This is a genomic window from Alcaligenes sp. SMD-FA (assembly GCF_025960365.1).
GTDB lineage: Bacteria > Pseudomonadota > Gammaproteobacteria > Burkholderiales > Burkholderiaceae_B > Alcaligenes > Alcaligenes aquatilis.
In genome coordinates this window covers 2,515,882-2,534,892 of record NZ_CP110108.1, presented here as the reverse complement: position 1 = coordinate 2,534,892, position 19,011 = coordinate 2,515,882, and the positions used below count along the sequence as shown (strand labels likewise).

The 19,011-nt window shown below is 56.7% G+C and carries 20 protein-coding genes; 17 read left to right on the top strand and 3 right to left on the bottom strand.

Going from position 1 to position 19,011, the window contains the following annotated elements:
• Positions 1 to 78: 78 nt before the first annotated feature.
• Positions 79 to 453 carry a 50S ribosomal protein L19 gene (rplS, locus tag OKX01_RS11695; protein ID WP_094197110.1) on the top strand — a complete coding sequence of 125 codons (375 nt, stop codon included), beginning with the start codon at positions 79 to 81 and terminating at the stop codon, positions 451 to 453.
• Positions 454 to 605: 152 nt separating this feature from the next.
• Positions 606 to 1,277 carry an NUDIX hydrolase gene (locus OKX01_RS11690; RefSeq protein ID WP_094198382.1) on the top strand — a complete coding sequence of 224 codons (672 nt, stop codon included), beginning with the start codon at positions 606 to 608 and terminating at the stop codon, positions 1,275 to 1,277.
• A 79-nt stretch (positions 1,278 to 1,356) separates the two neighbouring features.
• Here OKX01_RS11690 and rsgA read toward each other — a convergent pair whose 3' ends face one another.
• Together rsgA and OKX01_RS11680 are read right to left on the bottom strand one after the other, a co-directional pair.
• A complete protein-coding gene (gene rsgA, locus OKX01_RS11685; protein ID WP_264671772.1) occupies positions 1,357 to 2,256 on the bottom strand; it encodes a ribosome small subunit-dependent GTPase A in 900 nt (299 codons plus the stop codon).
• On the bottom strand, positions 2,253 to 3,500 hold the full coding sequence (locus OKX01_RS11680; RefSeq protein ID WP_264671771.1) for a M48 family metallopeptidase: 1,248 nt from the start codon (positions 3,498 to 3,500) through the stop codon (positions 2,253 to 2,255). Before OKX01_RS11680 ends, rsgA begins: the two co-directional genes overlap by 4 nt.
• A 43-nt stretch (positions 3,501 to 3,543) precedes the next feature.
• On the opposite strand from OKX01_RS11680, the gene orn reads away from it, so the two are divergent.
• The 15 genes from orn (at position 3,544) to OKX01_RS11605 (ending at position 17,813) form a co-directional block, all read left to right on the top strand.
• A complete protein-coding gene (gene orn / locus OKX01_RS11675; RefSeq protein ID WP_094197107.1) occupies positions 3,544 to 4,089 on the top strand; it encodes an oligoribonuclease in 546 nt (181 codons plus the stop codon).
• A 288-nt stretch (positions 4,090 to 4,377) separates the two neighbouring features.
• Positions 4,378 to 5,370 (top strand): 1,2-phenylacetyl-CoA epoxidase subunit PaaA, encoded by a 993-nt coding sequence (gene paaA, locus OKX01_RS11670; RefSeq protein WP_094197106.1) that lies wholly within the window; start codon positions 4,378 to 4,380, stop codon positions 5,368 to 5,370.
• A 94-nt stretch (positions 5,371 to 5,464) separates the two neighbouring features.
• Positions 5,465 to 5,749 carry a 1,2-phenylacetyl-CoA epoxidase subunit PaaB gene (paaB, locus tag OKX01_RS11665; protein ID WP_094197105.1) on the top strand — a complete coding sequence of 95 codons (285 nt, stop codon included), beginning with the start codon at positions 5,465 to 5,467 and terminating at the stop codon, positions 5,747 to 5,749.
• A gap of 8 nt (positions 5,750 to 5,757) precedes the next feature.
• Positions 5,758 to 6,522: a 1,2-phenylacetyl-CoA epoxidase subunit PaaC gene (gene paaC, locus OKX01_RS11660; protein ID WP_125276671.1), complete on the top strand. Its 765-nt coding sequence runs from the start codon at positions 5,758 to 5,760 to the stop codon at positions 6,520 to 6,522.
• A 5-nt stretch (positions 6,523 to 6,527) separates the two neighbouring features.
• Complete coding sequence (gene paaD / locus OKX01_RS11655) at positions 6,528 to 7,028, top strand: 1,2-phenylacetyl-CoA epoxidase subunit PaaD (RefSeq protein WP_094198381.1); 501 nt, start codon at positions 6,528 to 6,530, stop codon at positions 7,026 to 7,028.
• A gap of 4 nt (positions 7,029 to 7,032) precedes the next feature.
• The gene (paaE, locus tag OKX01_RS11650) at positions 7,033 to 8,115 is read left to right on the top strand and encodes a 1,2-phenylacetyl-CoA epoxidase subunit PaaE (RefSeq protein WP_094197103.1); all 1,083 of its coding nucleotides are present in this window, start codon (positions 7,033 to 7,035) and stop codon (positions 8,113 to 8,115) included.
• An 83-nt stretch (positions 8,116 to 8,198) separates the two neighbouring features.
• Positions 8,199 to 9,863 carry a phenylacetic acid degradation protein PaaN gene (gene paaN, locus OKX01_RS11645; protein WP_094197102.1) on the top strand — a complete coding sequence of 555 codons (1,665 nt, stop codon included), beginning with the start codon at positions 8,199 to 8,201 and terminating at the stop codon, positions 9,861 to 9,863.
• A 14-nt stretch (positions 9,864 to 9,877) separates the two neighbouring features.
• Positions 9,878 to 10,669: a 2-(1,2-epoxy-1,2-dihydrophenyl)acetyl-CoA isomerase PaaG gene (gene paaG / locus OKX01_RS11640; RefSeq protein WP_230017820.1), complete on the top strand. Its 792-nt coding sequence runs from the start codon at positions 9,878 to 9,880 to the stop codon at positions 10,667 to 10,669.
• A complete protein-coding gene (gene paaI, locus OKX01_RS11635; RefSeq protein ID WP_094197100.1) occupies positions 10,669 to 11,130 on the top strand; it encodes a hydroxyphenylacetyl-CoA thioesterase PaaI in 462 nt (153 codons plus the stop codon). Before paaG ends, paaI begins: the two co-directional genes overlap by 1 nt.
• Positions 11,131 to 11,204: 74 nt before the next feature.
• Positions 11,205 to 12,518: a phenylacetate--CoA ligase PaaK gene (paaK, locus tag OKX01_RS11630; protein WP_042481657.1), complete on the top strand. Its 1,314-nt coding sequence runs from the start codon at positions 11,205 to 11,207 to the stop codon at positions 12,516 to 12,518.
• Positions 12,519 to 12,648: 130 nt separating this feature from the next.
• Positions 12,649 to 13,107, top strand: a complete 459-nt coding sequence (acpS, locus tag OKX01_RS11625; protein WP_094198380.1) for a holo-ACP synthase — start codon at positions 12,649 to 12,651, stop codon at positions 13,105 to 13,107.
• Positions 13,104 to 14,159: a beta-N-acetylhexosaminidase gene (gene nagZ, locus OKX01_RS11620; RefSeq protein WP_108727668.1), complete on the top strand. Its 1,056-nt coding sequence runs from the start codon at positions 13,104 to 13,106 to the stop codon at positions 14,157 to 14,159. The genes acpS and nagZ overlap by 4 nt, the downstream gene beginning before the upstream one ends.
• Entirely contained in the window at positions 14,122 to 15,945 is a 1,824-nt protein-coding gene (uvrC, locus tag OKX01_RS11615; RefSeq protein WP_094197098.1) for an excinuclease ABC subunit UvrC, read from the top strand. The genes nagZ and uvrC overlap by 38 nt, the downstream gene beginning before the upstream one ends.
• 39 nt (positions 15,946 to 15,984) lie before the next feature.
• A complete protein-coding gene (gene pgsA / locus OKX01_RS11610) occupies positions 15,985 to 16,557 on the top strand; it encodes a CDP-diacylglycerol--glycerol-3-phosphate 3-phosphatidyltransferase (protein WP_094197097.1) in 573 nt (190 codons plus the stop codon).
• A gap of 5 nt (positions 16,558 to 16,562) precedes the next feature.
• Positions 16,563 to 17,813 carry an MFS transporter gene (locus OKX01_RS11605; RefSeq protein WP_230017823.1) on the top strand — a complete coding sequence of 417 codons (1,251 nt, stop codon included), beginning with the start codon at positions 16,563 to 16,565 and terminating at the stop codon, positions 17,811 to 17,813.
• A 177-nt stretch (positions 17,814 to 17,990) separates the two neighbouring features.
• Here the strand turns inward: OKX01_RS11605 and queF are convergent, their stop codons facing one another.
• The gene (gene queF / locus OKX01_RS11600) at positions 17,991 to 18,818 is read right to left on the bottom strand and encodes an NADPH-dependent 7-cyano-7-deazaguanine reductase QueF (protein WP_264671770.1); all 828 of its coding nucleotides are present in this window, start codon (positions 18,816 to 18,818) and stop codon (positions 17,991 to 17,993) included.
• Positions 18,819 to 19,011 lie beyond the last annotated feature (193 nt).

Here is a 19,011-nt window from a genome sequence, read left to right as displayed (position 1 = left end):
TGGCTAATCATTTTTTCATCCTCTGTCAGCGCGATTTTTATAATGTGTGCGGCTGATACGATGGTTTTGGAGTCAATCGTGGATTTGATCGCTATTCTTGAGCAAGAAGAAATCCAGCGCCTGACCGGTGGCAAGCTGCCTCCCGAGTTCGGTCCTGGTGACACTGTTGTTGTGAACGTAAACGTGGTTGAAGGTACACGCAAGCGCGTGCAGGCTTACGAAGGCGTGGTTATTGGCCGTCGCAACCGTGGTCTGAATTCTGCTTTCACCGTTCGCAAGATTTCTTCTGGCGAAGCCGTTGAGCGTACATTCCAACTGTACTCCCCGCAGATCGCCAGCATCGAAGTCAAGCGCCGTGGCGCTGTGCGTCGTGCTAAACTGTACTATCTGCGCGAACGCTCGGGTAAAGCCGCTCGCATCAAAGAAAAACTCGTTCGTCGTTCGGGTAACTAATCCCCTAGCGAACAGCGATGCAAAGGCACCCAGGCGGGTGCCTTTGTCTTTATGTGGGATCACTACCCGTTCTTATGGATAAGCCTCGTATCAGGCCCGTTATCGTTCCTGGGTTCGACCCTCGCAGCCAGCCCCTGGTTGCATTAGACGCTTTGCCTGAATTGCCTGCTCAGGCCCAGCAACTGGATTTTCTGCGTAGTGCCTTTGCCCAGCCCATCCAGTGGCAGGTCGAGCCGTTGTTTCGCGGCTCCTTTTATCCAGAGTTTTTGCCCGGTTCCATGAATGTGCGCTCCGCCGTGTGTATTGGCGTGATGCAGCGCCCGGAGGGGCCCACCGTCATTTTTACACGTCGGGCCATGCATTTGCATAACCATGCTGGGCAGATCAGTTTTCCTGGTGGGCGTATCGAGGCGTCGGATCTGGGGCCCGTAGAAGCGGCCCTGCGTGAAACCCAGGAAGAGATCGGCATCGAGCCGCGCTTTGTGCGTTACCTGGGTCAGCATCCTATTTTTGTCACCAGTACCCAGTTTGCAATGCGCCCCATTATTGGCGAGTTGCAAGAGGGCTTTCAGGTCTTGCCCGATAGTTCCGAAGTGGCCGAGGTTTTTGAAGTGCCCTTGTCGGTCTTGTTAGACCCGCAGCGCCATCAGTTGCACCACGCGGATTTGCCGGATGGGGCGGGACGCTATTACTTTTCGATTCCTTGGGGCTCATATTTTATCTGGGGTGCCACAGCGGTCTTGATCCGCAATCTCTACCACCATTTGTCGGCTGCCTGGGTGCAGTTGTCCGCTGGCGGGGATACTCGGTCCAACGGCCTGTAATCAGGCCTGTCAAGCGGGCACTCTGGCAGCGGATCCTGCCTTCAAAAAAAAAGGGCGTTGTGTTTCGCCCCTCATTCCCTTAATAACGTGGCTTGTTTTCGTGCTCGGCCAGTAGTCGTTGGTATAGCGCGTGCCGCTCAGGGTGGATGCTGCCTGCTTCGATAGCGGCCAGTACGCCACAGCCCGGCTCATGCCTGTGGGTGCAGTTATAAAAGCGGCAGGACTCCACGGCTTTGCGAAAGTCGGGGAAACCGTGCGCAATATCTTCCTGTGTCATATGCGACAGGCCAAAGGCCTGGAAACCGGGGCTGTCGATCAGGTCGCCGCTATTGGGCAGGTGATACAGGCGGGTACTGGTGGTGGTGTGTCGGCCTGCGCCCAGGGCTTGCGAGTATTCCTGGGTCAGCGCGCCTGCATCCGGGACCAGGGCATTGAGCAAGGTGGATTTGCCCATGCCGCTTTGTCCCAGCAGCAAGGTGCGTTTGTTCGCCAGCCAAGGGGCCAAGGCTGCGCGTGTCTGTTCCGGCTCCAGTGCGACCATTTCCAGAATAGGCACGCCCAAAGCGGCGATGGGGGCCAGCTTGGCGCGCGCACGTTCCAGGTGAGTGCTCAGATCAGCCTTGTTCAGAATAATTACCGGCTCAATATCTACACTCCAGGCCGCGACCAGGGCGCGCCCCAGCAAGTCTTCGGCATAAGCGGGTTCGGGCGCGACCACAATGAGAAGCTGATCGATATTGGCCGCAAACTGCTTGGTGCGGAAATCGTCAGAGCGATACAGCAGATTGCGTCGCTCCTGCACCGCTTCAATAGAGCCTTCTCCTTTGGCCTGCATCAGTACATTGACCTGATCGCCAACCGCAATTCCGGCTTTTTTTCCGCGTGGAAAGCACTTGATGGTTTCGCCATCAGGCAGCTCGACAAAGTAGTGGCGACCGTGGGCGGCAGTCACAAGACCGCTAATGTATTTGGATGTCATGCCAGGCTTTTCAGGTGTCGGATGCGATCAATCGCGTTGGGGTGGCTATCGTAAAAGGTAGAGTGCACAGGGTCGGGTGTCAGGGTTGCGGCATTGTCGTTATAAAGCTTGAGCAGGGCGCTGATCAAGTCCTGGGCCTGGCTGTGCTGGGCGGCAAAGCTGTCGGCCTGATACTCATCCCGGCGCGAGAGCAGGGCGCTCAAGGGGCCCATCCAGAAGGTGAAGGTGGGTACCACCATGAAGAACAGGATCAGAGCCAGGGCATCGTTGGGGCGGCCCAGTTGGGGAATGACGCCCAGCCCGGTATAAAAACCCACCTTGCCCCAGGCCCAGCCAGCCAGCAGGAAAAAGATCAGGGATGTGAGCACGCTGATCAGCAGGCGACGTTGTATATGGCGATGTTTGAAGTGACCCAGCTCATGCGCCAGCACGGCTTCCACTTCTTGGGGTTGCAGCTTGTTTAGCAAGGTATCAAAAAATACGATGCGCTTTTGGCGACCCAGGCCGGTGAAGTACGCATTGCCATGGGCGGAGCGGCGCGAGCCATCCATTACGTACAAGCCATTGGTCTGAAAGCCGCAACGCTGCGCCAGGGCATTGATGCGCTCACGCAGGCTGGTATCTTCCAGCGGTTTGAAGGTATTGAAAATGGGGGCGATAACGCGCGGGTACAGCCACAGCACTAGCAGGTTGAAAACCAGCCACAGTCCCCAGCCGTACCAGGGCCAGGATGGGCCAGCCCAATCCATCAGACTGAGCAGGGCGGCACACAAGGGGGTACCCAGAATCAGGATGATAAGCAGCGTTTTGGCGATATCGGCAAAGAACAGCGCGGGCTTCATGCGGTTAAAACCAAAGCGTGCTTCCAGTACAAATTTGCGATACCAGGCAAAAGGTAGGCCCACGACACCCATAATCGCTAATACCGCGCCAATCAGGGCGAGCTGACGCAGCAGCTCATGGCTGATCCAGTTGCCCAGCGTGACATCCAGCCATTGCAAGCCTCCCAGCAGCGTAAAGCCTAGCAGCACCAGGGCTTCGACCAGACGCTCGCTCAAGCCCAGTCGGGTGCGTGCGATGGTGTAGCGCGCTGCACGTTGATGGCTATGCAGGCCAATGCGTTCGGAAAACTCGGCAGGCACCTCGTTTTGATGACGATAAACGTGCCGGATCTGCCGCAGGCCTAGATAAAAGCGCAGCAAAACGTCTGCAAGCAGAAAGATAATGAACAACAAGGTCAGCATGTAGGTGGCTATATGTAAAATGGGCGTTTTGAGGAATGATTATATGGCGGTTCATACACAGCGTCTGGTCTGGCTCGATATGGAGATGACAGGACTGGATCCGGACAAAGAGCGCATCATTGAAGTTGCGGTCGTGGTAACAGAAGCAGACTTGACTCTGGTGGCCGAAGGCCCGGTTCTGGTGGTTCATCAAAGCAATGCATTGCTCGATGGCATGGACGCCTGGAACAAGGGTACGCATGGCCGCAGTGGCCTGATCGACAAGGTCAAAGCTTCTACCCTGACCGAGGCGCAGGCCGAGGACCAGTTGCTGGACTTCCTGAAAGAGCACGTACCGGCTGGCAAATCGCCTTTGTGCGGCAATACCATCAGTCAGGACCGCCGTTTCATGTACCGCTACATGCCCCGCCTGGAAGCCTTCTTTCACTACCGTAATCTGGATGTCAGTACGCTCAAAGAGCTGGCCTTGCGTTGGAAGCCTGAAGTGGTTAAAAGTTTCGTCAAGCAAAGCCGTCACGAGGCCTTGGCCGATATTTATGAGTCCATTGACGAGCTGAAACACTACCGCGAGCACTTCATCCGTCTGTAAGCAGCAAGAACAGGCAAGGTCGATGTTGCGCGGGTCCGAGCCAGATAGGTAATCGGGCAGCCTGTTCTAGGTGGGGGCGCTTTGGCTGGATTAAAACCGAGGATAGCGATTTGTCGCTCCTCGGTTTTTTTACGTCTAAGTATTTACCCTTAAAGTATCTGTTCTGGGCTCATATGATACGGTTTTGCGATTGACATCACATTTTTCGTATTAAATAATGAAGTGTATATGGTTTGCGTCGAAACAAAATTTGTTTGGGCGCTTTCAGCACTCTTACCGGGGATGGTCATGTATGCACAACTTGTAGAGACAGGCGTCAAGCAGGTCCAGGATGTCGAGCAGATGTCCGACGAAGAACGTCGGTTCCAAGAGCGCATCGATGAGGGTGTCCGCATCGAAGCCAGGGACTGGATGCCCGAAGCCTATCGCAAAACCTTGGTGCGCCAGATCTCTCAGCACGCGCACTCCGAGGTCGTCGGGATGCTGCCTGAAGGCAACTGGATTACCCGCGCCCCTTCGCTCAAACGCAAAGCCATCTTGATGGCCAAGGTGCAGGATGAGGCCGGTCACGGTCTGTACCTGTACAGCGCTGCCGAAACACTGGGCGTAGGCCGTGACAAGCTGGTCGATGACTTGCTGTCGGGCAAAGCCAAGTATTCCAGCATTTTTAATTACCCCACACTGAACTGGGCCGATATCGGCATGATCGGCTGGCTGGTTGACGGCTCGGCCATCATTAACCAGATTCCGCTGTGCCGTTGCTCCTATGGTCCTTACGCCCGTGCCATGGTACGTGTGTGCAAGGAAGAATCCTTCCACCAGCGCCAGGGTTACGACTTGCTGCTCCAGATGTGCTTGCATGGCACGCCCGAGCAAAAGGCGATGGTTCAGGATTCCATCAACCGCTGGTGGTGGCCTGCCTTGATGATGTTCGGTCCTTCCGATGCGGACTCCACCAACAGCGCTCAGTCCATGCAGTGGAAAATCAAGCTGTTCTCCAACGACGAACTTCGTCAGAAGATGGTGGATCAGACCGTACCTCAGGCCGAGTACCTGGGCCTGACCATTCCCGACCCTGATCTGCGCTGGAACGAAGAGCGCGGTCACTACGACTTTGGCGAGATTGACTGGGAAGAATTCTGGGCAGTGATCAAGGGCAATGGTCCCTGTAATCGTGAGCGACTCCAAGCCCGAGTCCAGGCCCACGAAAATGGCGCCTGGTTCCGTGATGCACTGGATGCCCATGCCCAAAAGCAGGAAGGCGTCCGCAAGGTAGCCTGATCATCAAGGCTAAGAAGCCGGTACGGTTTCTGATTCGATCCGATTCGCAGCAGGCGCTTTGACAGCACCGCTGCACAGCAAGGAATTTTCAGTTATGAGCAAGAACGATTGGCCCCTGTGGGAAGTTTTCATTCGCAGCCAGCACGGCCTGGCCCACAAACATGTGGGCAGCCTGCACGCTCCGGACGCCGAAATGGCGATTAACAATGCCCGCGATGTGTACACCCGCCGTAATGAAGGCGTGAGCATCTGGGTCGTGCGTGCCGCCGATATCGCGGCCTCCAGCCCTGGCGACAAAGGCCCGCTGTTCGAGCCTTCCAACAGCAAGGTCTACCGCCACCCTACTTTTTTTCCAATGCCTGACGGCATCAATATGTAGGAACCGGCATGGACAAAGCCCTGTTTTCTTACGCCCTGCGCATGGGCGATTCCACCTTGGTGCTGGCACAGCGTCTGGGTGAGTGGACTGGCCACGGCCCGGCTCTGGAAGAAGAGTTGGCCTGTGCCAATACCGCACTGGACCTGTTGGGTCAGGCTCGCATGTGGCTGACTCTGGCTGGCGAAACCGAAGGCCAGGGCCGTGACGAAGATCGTCTGGCCTATCACCGTGATGTTCACGAGTACACCAACTACCTGCTGGTCGAGCGCGAGAATGGTCACTATGGCGACACGCTGGCACGTCAGTTTCTGTTTGATGCCTGGCATTGCTTCCTGCTGGAGCAGTTGATCGAATCCAGCGACGAGCAGATTCGTGAAATTGCCCAGAAGGCGCATAAGGAAGTGCTGTATCACCTGCGGCGCTCGACCGACCTGATTGTGCGCCTGGGCGACGGTACGCCAGAGAGCCACAAACGCATGCAGCAAGCCATTGATGATGCCTGGTTCTACCTGGGTGAGTTGTTTCTGGATGACGAGATCACCGAGGAACTGGCTCAGCGCCAAGCCGTGCCTTTGATGGCCAGTCTGTGGCAGCCTTGCCTGGAATACATCCAAAATGCGCTCGAGCGTGCCACCTTGCGTTGCCCGGCCGAGCAGGATGCTCAGCACAAGGCTTATCGCGGTGGTCCACAAGGCCGCCACACGGAAGCGTTAGGGTATCTGCTGGCGGAAATGCAGCATCTGCCACGTATGTACCCCGACGCCACTTGGTGATCGTCATGACACAGACCTGGAGCACCGAGCAGGTCATGCAAGTATTGGCCACGGTTCCAGATCCGGAGATCCCCGTGATCTCCTTGCTGGACCTGGGTATTGTGCGTGACGTGAATTGGGAGCAGGGCGTGTGTGTGGTCACCATCACACCGACTTACTCCGGTTGTCCGGCGATGTACGAGATGAGCCACTCGATTGAACAGGCCTTGCAACAGGCCGGTATCGAGCAGGTTCGGGTAGAGACCAAGTTGTCACCGGCCTGGACGACCGATTGGATGAGCGAGCAGGGCAAAGTGGCCTTGCGCGACTACGGTATCGCTCCTCCGGCCCAAAGTGCAGTTGATATTTCTGGTTTGCTGCGTCAGCCCGAGGCGCCCGTGGTGGCCTGTCCTCAATGCGGCTCCACGCATACACGGGTAATCAGCCAGTTTGGCTCTACACCCTGTAAGGCGCTGTATCGCTGCATCAGCTGCGGTGAACCATTCGATTACTTTAAGGCGCATTAGTCCTATGAGTCAGTTTTATTCCCTTCCTGTGGCCTCGGTCTCCCGCAGCACCCGCGATGCCGTGGTGGTGGCTTTTACCGTGCCCGACGATTTGCAGGATGTGTTTCAGTTCCGCCCCGGTCAGTACCTGACCTTGCGCACCCATCTGGACGGCCAGGAACTGCGCCGCTCCTATTCGATCTGTGCGGCACCGCACGACCGTTTGCTGCGCGTGGCGATCAAGCGTGTCAATGATGGGGCGTTCTCCACGTGGGCCAACAGCCATCTGGAAGCGGGTGCCACCCTGGAAGTCATGCCACCTGATGGCAACTTTACCGTGGACTTTGATCCCAGCCAGGCCCATCGTTACGCCGCCTTTGCGGTCGGTAGTGGTATTACCCCGATTCTGTCGCTGGTGAAAACCGCGCTGGATACCGAGCCAAAATCGACCTTCACGCTGTTTTTCGGTAACCGCGCTTCCTCGGCCATCATGTTCCGCGAAGAGATCGAGGACCTGAAAAACACCTATATGGAACGTTTCTCCATCGTGTATATCATGAGCCGGGAAACGCAGGATATTGACTTGTTCAACGGTCGTCTGGACGGCGAAAAAGTACGTCAGCTAATGCAGCAATGGTTCGATCCCGCCAGTGTGGATGTGGCCTTTGTCTGCGGTCCCCAGGACATGAGCGAGCAGGTGGTTGCCGCCTTGCAGGAAAATGGCTTGGAAAAATCCCAGATCAAGTTCGAGCTGTTCGGTGCCCCTAAAGGCCCGCGTGCCTTGCGTACGGGCGAGGAGTCGCGCAAGGCTCCGGGTAAGGAAGAGTGTGAACTGACCGTGATTCAGGATGGCATTACTCGCAACCTGACCATCAGCAAGAGCAACAGCAGTATTTTGGATGCGGCACTGGAGCAAGGGCTGGAGTTGCCTTATTCCTGTAAGGGTGGGGTTTGTTCTACCTGCCGTTGCAAAGTGGTAGAGGGCGAAGTGGACATGGACGCCAACTTTGCACTGGAAGATTACGAAGTAGCCCGCGGTTTCGTGCTCAGTTGTCAAAGCTTTCCGGTGACCGACCGGGTGGTCATTGACTTCGATCAGGAAACCTAAGACCGCAGCGAACAAGCGGTTTTCCAAGAATTTGGACGCCAGCTTCCCGGCTTGGCGTCCTACTAGTTTCAGGAGCACATTGTATGGCAGCAGATTTTTTCAAAACGCATCAGGCGACGCTGGATCACGCGTTGAGCAGCATTCTGGAGCGCAACTTCTGGAGCGCTTATCCTGAAAATCCCAGCCCGCGCGCCTACGGCGAAACCGCGGCTCAGGATGGTCAGGCTGCTTTTGAAGCCTACCGCGGCAAAGCTTTTCCTTTGACGCTGGAAGGCGCCCAAGGAGAAGTGGGCAATGAGCAATCGCCTTTTGGTTTTGATCTGGGCATTCGTTACCCCAAAGTTCCCGTGGATCAATTGTTGGCCCAGTCGCAACTGGCGCTGGACAGCTGGCGTGATGCTGGCCCGCAAGCCTGGGTTGGTATCTGCCTGGAAATCCTGCATCGCTTGAACCAGCGCAGCTTCGAGATTGCTCACGCTGTGCAGCACACCACGGGCCAGGGCTTCATGATGGCCTTCCAGGCCGGTGGCCCTCACGCTCAGGAGCGTGCGCTGGAAGCTGTGGCCTATGCCTGGCAGGAAATGTCCCGTATCCCTGGTCTGGTTGACTGGATCAAGCCCCAGGGCAAGCACGATCCCATCCAGATGAAGAAGCAGTTCAAGGTGGTGCCCCGTGGCGTAGGTCTGGTGATTGGTTGCTCCACCTTCCCGACCTGGAACGGTTATCCAGGCCTGTTTGCTTCCCTGGCTACCGGCAACACCGTGATTGTGAAGCCGCATCCTGGCGCAATCCTGCCTTTGGCCATTACCGTTGCCGTCGCCCGCGACGTGCTGGCCGAAGCCGGTTTCAATCCTAATGTGGTCTTGCTGGCCGCTCACGAGCCTCAAGAAGACACCGCCCAGCAACTGGCCATGAACAAGGCCGTCAAGCTGATCGACTTTACCGGCAGCAGCCAGAACGGTAACTGGCTGGAAGAAAATGCTCGCCACGCTTTGGTCTACACCGAAAAAGCCGGTGTGAACCAGGTCATTATTGATTCGGTTGATGATTTCAAGGCTGTTGCCCGCAATCTGGCTTTCTCCTTTGCGCTGTATTCCGGCCAGATGTGTACCGCTCCTCAAAACATCTATGTGCCTCGCGACGGTATCCGTACTGCCGATGGCGTGATGAGCTTTGATGAAGTCGCTCAAGGCTTGGCACAAGCCGTGCAAAAGCTGGTGTCCGATCCGGCCCGTGCCGTTGAAATTACCGGCGCCGTGCAAAACGAAGCCTGCGCACAGCGTATTGATCAGGCTCGCCAACTGGGCATGCCTATCCTGGCTGACAGCCAGACGCTGGAACACCCCGCATTTCCCGGTGCCCGCGTACGTACACCGCTGGTCTTGCAGGCCCGTGTGGACCAGCCCGAGATCCAGCAAGAGTGGTTTGGCCCCATCGTGTTTGTGGTGCAAACCGATTCGACCGAGCAAAGCATTGAAGTGGCCGGTCGCAACGTGATTGAGCACGGTGCTCTGACCTTGTCGGCTTACAGCACCGATGATGCGGTGACCGCCAAGATCCAGCGCATGGCCGAGCGTTCCGGCGTGTCTCTGTCCCTGAACCTGACCGGCGCTGTGTTCATCAACCAGACCGCCGCTTACAGCGACTTCCACGGCACGGGCGCCAACCCGGCCGCTAACGCATCCCTGTCGGATTCGGCCTATGTTGCTAATCGTTTCCGTGTCGTTCAGACTCGCTGGCATTTCTAAAGGAGGGTGGCCAGGTGACTGACCAAAGTATTCAATTTAAGCTGGAAAATGGCGTAGCACGCATTACCTTGAATCGTCCCGACAAGCTCAACAGCTTTACGGCCGATATGCACGGTGAGCTGGCTCAGGCCCTGGACAAAGTCGAACAGTGCACCGATTTGCGTGTACTGATTCTGACGGGTAATGGTCGTGGCTTTTGCGCTGGCCAGGACTTGTCCGAGCGCCAGATGAGTGCAGGCGATGCCCCCGTGGATTTGGGTGCCACCATTGAAAAATTCTATGCACCGCTGGTGCGTCGTCTGCGCGCGCTGGCGGCCCCTGTGGTGGTCGGCGTCAATGGTGTGGCAGCCGGTGCCGGAGCCAACCTGGCCTTGGCCGGTGACATCGTGATCGCCACCCGCTCGGCGAGCTTCATCCAGCCTTTCTGCCGCTTGGGCCTCTTGCCCGATACCGGCGGTACCTTCTTCTTGCCGCGTCTGGTGGGTACAGCGCGTGCCATGGGGCTGTCTTTGCTGGGCGATAAGCTCTCGGCCGAGCAGGCAGCTCAGTGGGGCCTGATCTGGGAATGTGTGGATGACGACGCGTTTCAGGCTCGCCTGAATGAGCTGGCAGCTCATTTTGCACAGGCGCCGACCAAAGGTCTGGCCTATGCCAAGAAAGCAATTTATGCCAGTGATGCCCATTCGCTTGATCAACAGCTGGATCTGGAGCGCGACTTGATGCGTGAACTGGGTGCATCCGAGGATTATCGCGAGGGTGTTAATGCATTCCTGGGCAAACGTGCCCCCCAATTCAAAGGAAAGTAATGCAAAGCAACGCACTTGCTGTTGAAGACCCACAAACGCTGGCCCAACAGGTCAGCGAGCATATGTATGGCAATGACCAGGCCTCTCAGGGCCTGGGCCTGAGCCTGGACAGCGTGGCACCGGGTGCAGCCAATATGAGCATGACGGTGCGCGCCGACATGCTCAACGGCCACAAGACCTGTCACGGTGGTTTCATCTTTGCCTTGGCTGACAGCACCTTTGCGTTTGCCTGCAATTCTCGCAATGCACCGACGGTTGCGTCCGGTTGCACTATCGATTACTTGGCACCTGCTTTTGAAGGGGATGTCCTGACAGCTCGCGCTGTCGAGGCGTCCCTGGCAGGCCGCACCGGTGTCTACGACATCGAGGTGGTCAACCAGAACGACAAGCGCATTGCCTTGTTCCGTGGGCGCTCGTACCGGCTAAATGGCACGGTATTGGGCGGGATTGAAAAAAAATAATTTTTGACGATACATACCCTGTGGACCCCGGGGGGGTCGGTAGTACCACACCAGCGGCAGGGCAGGAGTACACCATGACAGCAATTAAAGAACAGGTTGGCCGCGATGCCATCGAGCATGCCAGTGTTGACGAAATCCGTAACGTGCAACTGGAACGTCTGAAATGGACGCTAAAGCATGCTTACGACAATGTGCCGCATTACCGGCAGAAATTTGATGAAGCGGGCGTACACCCCGACGATTTGAAGCAGTTGTCGGATATTTCCAAGTTCCCCTTCACGACCAAGCAAGATTTGCGTGACAACTACCCCTTCAAGATGTTTGCGGTTCCCCGTGAGCAGGTAGCACGTGTTCACGCTTCCAGCGGCACCACGGGCAAGCCTACCGTGGTTGGCTATACCGCGAAGGACATTTCCACCTGGGCAGACTTGTTTGCCCGTTCCATGTGGGCGGCCGGTGCCCGTCCCGGTGACATTGCTCACGTGGCTTACGGCTACGGCCTGTTCACCGGCGGTCTGGGTGCGCATTACGGTGCCGAGCGTCTGGGGTGTACCGTGGTCCCCATGTCCGGTGGCCAGACTGAAAAACAAGTTCAGCTGATTCAGGATTTCCGTCCCGACGTGATTCTGGTGACCCCCTCGTACTTCTGCAATATCGTCGAAGAGATTGAGCGTCAGGGTATGGACCCACGCGATACCTCCCTGCGTATCGGTATTTTTGGTGCCGAGCCCTGGACAGGCCAGATGCGCCTGGACATTGAGCAGCGTGCCGGTATTGATGCCGTGGACATCTACGGTCTGTCCGAAGTGATGGGCCCAGGCGTGGCCATGGAGTGTGTGGAAAGCAAGGACGGCCCAGTGGTGTGGGAAGACCATTTCTACCCGGAAATCATCAACCCTGAAACCGGCGAACCGGTGGCCGAGGGCGAAAGCGGTGAGTTGGTCTTTACCTCCTTGAGCAAGGAAGCCATGCCCGTCATTCGCTACCGCACTCGCGATTTGACACAGTTGTTGCCTCCTACTTCGCGTAGCATGCGCCGCATCGGCAAGATCACGGGCCGCAGCGACGATATGTTGATTGTGCGTGGCGTGAACCTGTTCCCGACCCAGGTCGAAGAACTGGTTCTGAAAATGCCTGAGCTGGCTGCCCAATATCAACTGGTTCTGAGCCGTAATGGCAATATGGACGAGCTGGAAATTCTGGTGGAAGTGCGTGCCGAGTTCAATCATTTGAATGAAGCCCAGCGCGAGCAACTGGCCCGTCGTTTGACTCACTCTATTAAGACCTTTATCGGTGTCAGCGCACGTATCCGGGTGCAGTCCTCCGGCATGGTCGAGCGTACCGTAACCGGTAAAGCCAAACGCGTGATCGACAAGCGCGCGTTCTGAACGTGCCTGGCCTGAAGTAAAAAAACGGCTCTGCCCAGGCAGGGCCGTTTTTGTATTCGGCGCTCTCACGGTATCATTGCAAGCTGGTAGGCGGCGCAGGCCGTTTTTGCGTTTTTTTTCCGATGACATCATGCCCCCAATACAGCCCGGTTTGATTGCCGGCATCGGCACCGACCTGATCCGTATTGACCGGATCGAGCGCGCCTTGGCTCGTCATGGTGATCGCTTTGTAAAGCGCATCCTGGGCGAGCAAGAGCGCGAAGTCTACGCCCGCCGTCAGGCACGTGATCCGGTGCGTGGCCTGCGCTATCTGGCCACCCGTTTCGCGGCCAAGGAAGCCTTTTCCAAGGCGGTGGGGCTGGGCATGCGCATGCCGATGGCCTGGTCGCGCATGCAAACCCTGAATGCACCCGGAGGCCGTCCTGCGGTGCACCTGTCCGCAGATCTGCGCCGCTGGTTTGATGCCCGGTTCGGGGCCGTCCATATTTCCCTGACGGATGAATCCGATATGGCCATGGCCTTTGTGGTGCTGGAAGCCAAAGCGCCGGAAGTATCCCCTTTACCCTTAGCTGAGTCTGACACTAAATGAGTTTTTCCTCGCAAGCAGTATTGCCTCCGGGCCCGGTCATGGTGGACGTACAAGACATGGTTCTGACGGATCAGGAGCGCGAGCGCCTGCGTCATCCATTGGTCGGCGGCGTGATCCTGTTCAGTCGCAACTTTGAAAGCCGTGCCCAACTGACCGCTCTGTGCCAGTCCATTCACGAAGTACGCAATGAGCCTTTGTTGATTGCCGTGGACCACGAAGGTGGCCGCGTCCAGCGTTTCCGCGAAGACGGTTTTACGACTTTGCCCGCCATGAGCCAGCTTGGGCAACTCTGGACGCGCGATGCCGTCAAGGCGGCTGCCGTCGCTGCCGACACAGGCTATGTGCTGGCTGCCGAGTTGCGCGCCTGCGGCGTGGACATGAGCTTTACACCCGTGCTGGATCTGGACTGGGGGGTTAGCAAAGTGATCGGTGACCGTTCTTTCCACCGCAGCCCGCGTGCTGTGTCCATGTTGGCCGCCGGCTTGATTCGTGGCCTGAACAAAGCTGGCATGGCCGCTTGTGGCAAACATTTTCCAGGGCATGGCGGGGTAGAGGCGGATTCGCATCACGAGATCCCCGTCGATGACCGTAGCCTGGAAGAAATTCTGGATGAGGATGCGGCCCCTTACGGTTGGCTGGGCACTTTGCAATTACCCTCGGTGATGCCCGCTCATGTGATTTACTCCAAGGTTGACCCACTGCCAGCCGGTTTTTCACCCTATTGGATTCAACGCGTGCTGCGCAAAGCCCTTGCTTATGATGGTGTGATTTTCTCTGACGACCTGACCATGGAAGGCGCCACTGTTGTGGGCGATATCCTGGCACGTGCTCAGGCCGCCTTGGGGGCCGGTTGCGACATGGTGCTTGTATGCAATCGTCCTGATCTGGCCGACGACTTGCTCTCGCGCCTGGACTTCACGATGTCCGAGGAATCGCAAAACCGCATTCGTCGTCTGATGCCCACCACGCCAGCCTTGGATTGGGACGCTTTGCAAGCGGATGAACACTATCAATATGCCCGCGGACTTCAATCTAAAATCCTATCTGTCTGATTTGCCGAATCTGCCGGGCGTGTACCGGCATATCGACGAACAGGGCGAGGTACTGTATGTGGGCAAGGCGCGTGATCTCAAGCGCCGTGTCAGCTCGTACTTCCAGAAAACGCTGAGCAGTCCCCGTATTGCCCATATGGTGGCGCGCGTCGCGCGCATCGAGGTCACCGTGACCCGCAGCGAGGCTGAAGCCTTGCTGCTGGAAAACAACCTTATCAAGCGTCTGCGGCCGCGCTACAACATTCTTTTCCGGGACGACAAGTCCTACCCCTACTTGATGATCAGCGCCCACCAGGCGCCGCGTATTGCTTATTACCGGGGCAGTACCAGCGGGAAGGGGCATTTCTTCGGCCCTTATCCCAACTCCTGGGCGGTGCGTGAAACCATTCAGATCCTGCAACGGGTATTTCGTTTGCGCACCTGTGAGGACAGCGTCTACGCCAACCGTAGTCGCCCCTGTTTGCTGCACCAGATCGGGCGCTGTTCGGCACCCTGTGTCAACCTGATCTCGCCCGAGCAGTATCAGCTTGATGTACAGCGCGCCATCAGTTTTCTGGATGGTAATACGGCGGAAATTCTGGGCGAGCTGCAAGAGCGCATGATGCAGGCCTCAGATTCGCTGGATTTCGAACAGGCAGCGATGTTGCGCGACCAGATGAAAGCCTTGTCTGCTGTCTTGCAGCAGCAAAGCATGGAGCAGGTGGGCAAGGAAGACGTCGACATTATCGTGGTGCTGAACGCCGGTGGTAAGTTCTGTGTGAACCTGGCCATGGTGCGTGGTGGCCGTCACCTGGGCGACCGCGCTTTCTTTCCCACACAAATCAACGATGACACTCCCAGTGATGTGCTGGCGGCATTTATCGCCCAGCACTATCTGGAGCGTCGCATGCCGCCGGTTCTGGTGTGCTCACACGCCTTACCCGATGCAGACCTGATGCCTTTGCTGGCCGAGCAGACGGGGGTGAAGGCGCGTGTCGTGGTGCGCCCCCAAGGTGTGCGCAAGATCTGGCTGGAGCAGGCTACCAAGAACGCTGGCCTGGCATTGGCCCGGGTCTTAAGTGAATCGACCGCCCGTGCCGATCGCACCCGGGCACTGGCCGAAGCCTTGCAATTGGATCTGGATGAGGCACAGCTCGATGCCTTGCACATCGAGTGCTTTGACATCAGTCACACAGCAGGGGAGGCCACACAGGCCTCGTGTGTGGTTTATAAACACCATGAAATGCAGAATTCGCTTTATCGCCGCTACAACATTGCAGGCATCACGCCCGGTGACGATTACGCGGCCATGCGCCAGGTGCTGAACCGACGGTTCTCGCGGGTTGCAGAGGGTTTGGCGCCCTTGCCCGACATTGTTTTGATTGATGGAGGCAAGGGTCAGATCGAGATCGCCCGTCAGGTTTTTGTGGAACTGGGCCTGGATATTCATGTTCTGGTCGGTGTTGCCAAGGGTGAAAAGCGTAAAGTAGGTCTGGAAACCCTGGTATTTGCCGATGATCGCCCGCCTGTGGCTTTGGGGGTGGAGTCTGCAGCACTGATGCTGGTTGCTCAGGTACGTGACGAAGCGCACCGTTTTGCCATTACGGGCATGCGCGCTCAACGTGCCAAAACGCGTAATGTGTCACGCCTGGAAGATATTGACGGGATTGGCGCCAAACGGCGTCAGCGTCTGTTAGCCCGCTTTGGTGGTTTTAGCGGGGTTGCCGATGCCAGTATTGATGAGCTCAGTGCGGTTGATGGAATATCCGTTGAACTGGCCGAACGCATTTATCATGCTTTACGATAGGCGAGAGCCTTTGTTTTAAATTAGGTTGGTATCCAAGCTATGCCTTTTAATCTGCCCATAGCCCTGACGTGGCTTCGCATCGTCCTGATTCCGCTGATCGTTGCCTTGTTTTATCTGCCAGCCAGTTGGCTGAGCATGGAGACACGCGATCTGTGGGCCGCCTCCGTATTTATCGTGGCCGCCGCGACGGATTGGTTTGATGGTTGGCTGGCTCGTCGCTGGAACCAGACCTCCTCGTTCGGGGCCTTCCTGGATCCGGTTGCGGACAAACTCATGGTCAGCGCCGCGTTATTGGTTTTGCTCGATCTTGGCCGTGTGGATGCGTTTATCGCCCTGATCATCATTGGGCGTGAAATTACCATTTCGGCACTGAGGGAATGGATGGCCAAGATTGGCGCCAGTGGTAGTGTGGCTGTTCATCGCTTGGGTAAATTCAAAACCGCCGCGCAAATGGTTGCCATCCCTTGTCTGCTGTACTGGTCGCCCGTCATGGGCTTGCCGACACGGATCATTGGGCAAGCCCTGATTATTGTTGCTGCGGTCCTGACGGTCTGGTCCATGTGCTATTACTTGCAGAAGGCCTGGCCGGAGATCAAGAAAAAGCAACGTTAAGACCAATGGCTAATTCATCAACAAGAACGCTGGACGGGGCGGGGCCTGACGGTTCACAGGACTGGCAGGTGATCGGTGTTATCGGTATTGCGCACGCCAGTTCGCATTTTTTCCAACTGATTTTGCCTACGCTTTACATCGCTTTGGGGCAGGAGTTCGGGTACGACTTCCTGAAGCTGGGTGGGCTGGTCACCACCTTTTATCTGGTCTCCTGCTTTGGACAGGCCTCCTCGGGCTTTCTGGTTGATCGTATCGGCGCTTTGCCGGTTCTGAAAGTGGGCTTGTCCTGTTTTGTTGTCGCTGCTTTGCTGATTGGCATGGCCAATGGCTACGGCATGTTGCTGGCGGCTGCATTGATTGGCGGGGTAGGTAATGCGGTGTTTCATCCCGTGGACTACTCCATTCTTAACCATCGTGTCAGCTCGGCTCGTCTGGGGCACGCGTTTAGCGCCCACGGCTTGACGGGAAATCTGGGCTGGGCTTTGACGCCTGTCTTTATTACGACGCTGACCATTTATTTCAACTGGCGTGTTGCCGTATTGTCGGCGGCGGCCTTGATTGCGGCTGTGTTGGTGTTGGTACTGATAAACCGGGATGCCTTGGCGGGGCGTACAGCCTCGGGTGCGGCGCCGGCTCGTCCACAAAGCAAGGAATCGGTCTGGACGACACTGTCTACCTTGCTGTCGCGTCCCTCCTTATGGGGCGCCTTCCTTTTCTTTGCCTTTGCCACAGCGGCGATGGCGGTCGTGCAAAACTACACTATTCCCATGCTGCATAACACGTACGGCATTGATAAGGTGGTGGCAGGCACGGCCTTGTCCGGTTTTATGCTGGCCTCGGCGGCGGGCATGTTTGTCGGTGGCTTCATTGCTTCCACCACACCGCGCTCTGAAGTGATTGTGTTTGTGTCTCTATGCGTATCCGGGGCTTTGCTGTTGGTGCTGGGCGCAGGTTGGATCATGCCTTCCCTGGCCTTGTTCGTGGTGGGGGCGGCTGGTTTCTGCTCGGGCATCGCTTCACCATCGCGCGACATGCTGATACGTCGTGTCACCCCCAAAGGTTCTACTGGCGCTGTCTATGGCCTGGTGTACTCCGGCATGGACGTCGGTTCTTCTCTGGCGCCCGTGGGATTTGGCTTGCTCTTGGATGTGGGTTTGACTCAGGCTCCCTGGTACGGGGCGGCCATCGGGTATTGGACGGCGGCTGGCTTGGCTATGTATGTGGCCTCGACAGTAAGTCGCGCGACTAAATCCTGATGCACTTTGCAATGATGACCGTCTGATGCGGTCATAAAAGAAAGCCCCAAAAACTTGATCGGTTTTTGGGGCTTTTTCTTGCCTTGCTTGGCCTTGTCGTGTCTTAGTGTGGAGCTTGGCACTGTGAAACCAGAAAAGCACATTGGCCTTTCTGGTTTGAGCGCATCGTTATAGTGATCACTGGCGCGCCAGTCGTGGCTCTTGCACGCTATCCGCATGGCTGCTGCGCCAGGGGTTGATATCCAGGCCTCCACGGCGGGTATAACGCGCATACACCAGCAAACGCTCGGGCTGGCAGCTTTGCTGAATATCGCTATACAGGCGCTCTACGCAATGTTCATGGAACTCGGTGTGACGGCGCAGCGAAACGATATAGCGCAATAAGGAAGCAGGATCAATCTGCGGGCCTGTGTAACGCACTTGCACGCTGCCCCAGTCGGGCTGGCCGGTGACAGGGCAATTGGACTTGAGCAAATCAGAGACCAGAGACTCGGTCACGATGGGGGCGTCTGGTAGGCATTGAAGCAAGCCACTTTGTGGCGTGTAGTCCTGAATACTGATATTCAGCTCATCAATACAGTGGCCTTCCAACTGGGCAATAGGCTGACCATTCAAGGCGCTGAGCGGAATCAGCGTCACGTTGACGGCGGCACCGGCAACCGCGCTTAAGTCTTGCTCCATACGCTGCACAAGACTGGCTATGTCTTCCACAACCTCATCATTAAACGAGTTCAGGTAAAGCTTGAACGACTTGGACTCGATGATGCGTGGGCTGTTCCAGGGAATGACAAACCGCGCCAGAGCGACGACGGGCTTGCCTTTTGTGTTGAGCCAGGAAATTTCGTAGCCATTCCAGATATCGGCACCATGCCATTGTTCCGGAACGCGAAGTGTCTGCCGGTTCAGGGAGCGCTCAATGCCAAACAGGACGCTGGGATCGTACCGTGTGGGATAAACCACATCGTGTCCAAGAGGCGAGTCTTTAAGTGGGGAGGTGTTGCTCATTGGCGGGTATTGCAGAAATAGATAAGAAAACCGGTGCAGCGAACAGGCGCCCGCCGGGTGGTATAAGGGCGATTATCCCACATTGTGAAATCCTTGTCTCAGTATGCAAAAACCGGCTGTCGCGCTGCACCGTTTTTCATTTCATAAACAGATAAGTCATTTCATATCTCGAAATAAATTATCTATATATTTG

Excerpts from the sequence above, each read along its gene's own strand:
- rsgA (WP_264671772.1), bottom strand. The coding sequence starts at position 2,256 with ATGACATCCAAATACATTAGCGGTCTTGTGACTGCCGCCCACGGTCGC.
- OKX01_RS11680 (WP_264671771.1), bottom strand. The coding sequence starts at position 3,500 with ATGCTGACCTTGTTGTTCATTATCTTTCTGCTTGCAGACGTTTTGCTG.
- orn (WP_094197107.1), top strand. The coding sequence starts at position 3,544 with ATGGCGGTTCATACACAGCGTCTGGTCTGGCTCGATATGGAGATGACA.
- paaA (WP_094197106.1), top strand. The coding sequence starts at position 4,378 with ATGTATGCACAACTTGTAGAGACAGGCGTCAAGCAGGTCCAGGATGTC.
- paaB (WP_094197105.1), top strand. The coding sequence starts at position 5,465 with ATGAGCAAGAACGATTGGCCCCTGTGGGAAGTTTTCATTCGCAGCCAG.
- paaC (WP_125276671.1), top strand. The coding sequence starts at position 5,758 with ATGGACAAAGCCCTGTTTTCTTACGCCCTGCGCATGGGCGATTCCACC.
- paaD (WP_094198381.1), top strand. The coding sequence starts at position 6,528 with ATGACACAGACCTGGAGCACCGAGCAGGTCATGCAAGTATTGGCCACG.
- paaE (WP_094197103.1), top strand. The coding sequence starts at position 7,033 with ATGAGTCAGTTTTATTCCCTTCCTGTGGCCTCGGTCTCCCGCAGCACC.
- paaN (WP_094197102.1), top strand. The coding sequence starts at position 8,199 with ATGGCAGCAGATTTTTTCAAAACGCATCAGGCGACGCTGGATCACGCG.
- paaI (WP_094197100.1), top strand. The coding sequence starts at position 10,669 with ATGCAAAGCAACGCACTTGCTGTTGAAGACCCACAAACGCTGGCCCAA.
- paaK (WP_042481657.1), top strand. The coding sequence starts at position 11,205 with ATGACAGCAATTAAAGAACAGGTTGGCCGCGATGCCATCGAGCATGCC.
- acpS (WP_094198380.1), top strand. The coding sequence starts at position 12,649 with ATGCCCCCAATACAGCCCGGTTTGATTGCCGGCATCGGCACCGACCTG.
- nagZ (WP_108727668.1), top strand. The coding sequence starts at position 13,104 with ATGAGTTTTTCCTCGCAAGCAGTATTGCCTCCGGGCCCGGTCATGGTG.
- uvrC (WP_094197098.1), top strand. The coding sequence starts at position 14,122 with ATGCCCGCGGACTTCAATCTAAAATCCTATCTGTCTGATTTGCCGAAT.
- pgsA (WP_094197097.1), top strand. The coding sequence starts at position 15,985 with ATGCCTTTTAATCTGCCCATAGCCCTGACGTGGCTTCGCATCGTCCTG.
- OKX01_RS11605 (WP_230017823.1), top strand. The coding sequence starts at position 16,563 with ATGGCTAATTCATCAACAAGAACGCTGGACGGGGCGGGGCCTGACGGT.
- queF (WP_264671770.1), bottom strand. The coding sequence starts at position 18,818 with ATGAGCAACACCTCCCCACTTAAAGACTCGCCTCTTGGACACGATGTG.